General features: G+C 50.4%; 2 protein-coding genes. One reads left to right on the forward strand and one right to left on the reverse strand.

The annotated features are described in order from the left end of the window. Nucleotides 1-18: 18 nt before the first annotated feature. Entirely contained in the window at nt 19-576 is a 558-nt protein-coding gene (locus tag Q0628_RS11315) for a hypothetical protein (RefSeq protein WP_298771079.1), read from the reverse strand. A 341-nt stretch (nt 577-917) separates the two neighbouring features. Here Q0628_RS11315 and dnaA point away from each other — a divergent pair. Continuing rightward, on the forward strand, nt 918-2,208 hold a 1,291-nt coding region (gene dnaA, locus Q0628_RS11320), incomplete at its 3' end, for a chromosomal replication initiator protein DnaA (protein WP_298771081.1).

Consider the following 2,208-nt stretch of genomic DNA (forward strand, 5'->3'; position numbering starts at 1 on the left):
ATCGAGGATATTTGACATCTAGTACATCGTCTCCGCATAAATATCGCGCGGGATCTTTTTCGTCTTCGCCATCGCGTTCACATATTTCCAAAGGCGACCGTGCGCCTCCGCGTTCTTCAACTTCTTGGTAAAGCTCCAAATGGTGTGGTTATGGACATCCACCTCGTTTCGGAAGTTTCCCTTGCTCTCAGTTTCGTAGCGCACCCTACGGTACTCCAAGAAATAGGCGGACTGGTAAAGCGCCGCCGTTTTCTTTTTTGCAGAACGGCAAAAGATCGCACCCAATGCAAAAAATAAGGGAGAGACGGCAAAGCCATAATACCACGGATAGTCCAGCCACTTGAACAAAATCCAGATAGCAGGAAGTGCAGATACCAAAGCCATAAAAAACGTGAACAAAAAATCAAGCGGAGCCCAGTAGCTACGCCAGGCGGGGACAAATGCCCACTTGATGCCCTTTCGCACCAATTTTTTCATGTAGCGCGGGTAGGTGACACGGTAAAACCAAAAATAGAGCCCAACCCAAAACAAAACGGGAATCCAAAACCAGTAATCCAAAGATTCAAGAATCTGCATATCAGCCCAAATGTAGAAAAAAACACGCTTTTTTTTTGCAAAAAAAGGCAATCTGCTCCCCAAACAGGCGGTTAATTTGTACTAAACAAATATCCATTGTGGATAAGATTATAAAGTCGAACTGCAGGGCGCCGTTCAACCTGACAAACTTCTATCTCGTTAATATTCAACAACTTATGAAACCTATCAGGCATAAAAACGGGGCATTTTCCCCTTATTGCCGCCAAAAACTTATCAACACTTTCTGCATTTTGCTAGATTTAGTGTTCCAATTGTTGATAGATTTTGCAACCACTTTTAGTGGAAGAGGATGAGTAATGCAAGCCGAATGGGAAAGATGTTTGAATTATCTCCGTGGAATGCTTTCGGACACGGTCTATAAGACTTACTTTGCACAGACCAAGCTCTCTAGTCTTACCACAGGGCACGCCGTCATTTCCGTTCCTCCCGGACTGGATACTGCAGTCTATTCCGCCTACAAGGAACTCATCCGCCTCGCCTGGAAAGAAGTCACCCACGACGAATCGGCGATGGATTTCGAATTTCAGCAACAGGAAGCCGTTGTTCAGGCGGCTCCGACCAACAACAACTTCAAGGATTTCCTGAAGCCGAGCATCCCCCTGTCCGGTTCGTTCCGCTTCGAAAACTTCGTGCCCGGTGACAAGGCGCTCCTCGCATTCAACGCAGCCCTTGCCGTAGCACGCAATCCGGACGGCACGCAATACAACCCGCTGTTCATCTACGGTTCTTCGGGCCTTGGCAAGACACACCTTCTGCAGGCCATCGGAAACTACATCCTAGAAGAAGATCCGACCAAGCGCGTCTGCTACCTGACATCGGAAGACTTTACGCAGCAGTACCTCAAGTGCCTGCGCGAACAACGCATCACCGAGATGTCCGATTTCTACAAGAACGAAGTCGACATTCTGCTGATTGACGACATCCAGAACTGGACCGGCAAATACGAGACGCAGAACGAATTCTTCTTGATCTTCAACGCGCTGCACCAGGCAGGCAAGCAGATCGTGCTTACCTCCGATGCTCCCGCCGCCGAAGTGAAAAATCTTTCCGACCGCCTCGTGAGCCGCTTCGCCTGGGGCCTCACCGTGGACATTCAGCCGCCCGATGTCGAAACCCGCGAAGCAATCCTGCATAAGAAGGCGGAAGAACGCCAGCTCGAAATCAGCGACGAAGTGCTACACTACCTTGCCGAAAACATCGCAAGCAATGTGCGCTGCCTCGAAAGTGCCATCATCAAGCTCACGTTGCAGTCGAGCCTGATGCGCCATGATATAGACATGAGCATCGCCCAGAAGGTGGTCGCCGAAATCGCTCCGACGCTTCGCCGCCGCGTAAGCCTCGACGCCGTTCTCCACACCGTTTCGAAGCACTACGAAGTGCCCGAAGCCAAGCTCACCGAATCGGGTCGTGGCACCAAGGAAATTTCAAAGGCGCGCCAGGTCGCCATGTACCTGATGCGTGAATGCTCCCCCATCAGCTTACAGAGTATCGGCTCCCGCTTTGGCGGCAAGGACCATTCCACAGTCGTCCACGCCATCAAGAGCGTCAAGAAGGAAATGGAAACGGACCCGAGTTTTGCAAGACTGATCGAAAGTCTGAAGAATTCAATCC

The sequence above is a fragment of the uncultured Fibrobacter sp. genome, assembly GCF_937877005.1.
Lineage (GTDB): Bacteria > Fibrobacterota > Fibrobacteria > Fibrobacterales > Fibrobacteraceae > Fibrobacter.

Bases quoted from the DNA above. Each gene is read 5' to 3' on its own strand.
- Q0628_RS11315 (WP_298771079.1), bottom strand. From the start codon at position 576: ATGCAGATTCTTGAATCTTTGGATTACTGGTTTTGGATTCCCGTTTTG.